This window comes from Carboxylicivirga sediminis, from assembly GCF_018156225.1.
In the GTDB taxonomy this organism is placed as follows: Bacteria; Bacteroidota; Bacteroidia; order Bacteroidales; family Marinilabiliaceae; genus Carboxylicivirga; species Carboxylicivirga sediminis.
This window is the reverse complement of sequence record NZ_JAGTAR010000108.1, coordinates 1-478: the sequence shown is the minus strand read 5'-3', so window position 1 is coordinate 478 and position 478 is coordinate 1. Positions and strand designations below refer to the sequence as shown.

At 46.9% G+C, this 478-nt stretch carries 1 protein-coding gene; it reads right to left on the bottom strand.

Annotated elements, in window-relative coordinates; translation table 11 throughout:
* Positions 1 to 11: 11 nt before the first annotated feature.
* A partial coding sequence (locus tag KDU71_RS22850) for a PfkB family carbohydrate kinase (RefSeq protein ID WP_244828668.1) occupies positions 12 to 478 on the bottom strand: 467 nt, incomplete at its 5' end.

The window sequence follows — 478 nt, the reverse complement described above, 5'->3', positions numbered from 1 at the left end:
TCAAAAAACTATTATCTCGATACACGTCCTGAGGCATCACCAGCCATCAGTTTTTCCACTTCTTCAACGGTCACCAGGTTATAGTCACCTGGTATGGTATGCTTCAGGCAGGATGCTGCGGTAGCAAAGTCAAGCGCTTTCTGATCATCACCTTCATAGGTGAGCAGTCCATATATGAGTCCGCCCATAAATGAATCGCCACCCCCCACACGATCGACGATGTGTGTGATATCATAATCAGCTGCTTTAAATAATGTTTCGCCATCGTACAGCACACCCGACCACGTATTGTGATTGGCATTGATGGAACCGCGGAGCGTAGTGATGACCTTCTTCACGCGAGGATACTGTTGCATAATTTGTTGTGATACGCTACGATAAGACTCTGCTTCGACATGTCCGCTAGTTACATCCATTCCTTCAGGATGGATGCCCAATACCATGGCAGCATCTTCCTCATTACCCAATACAATGTCGC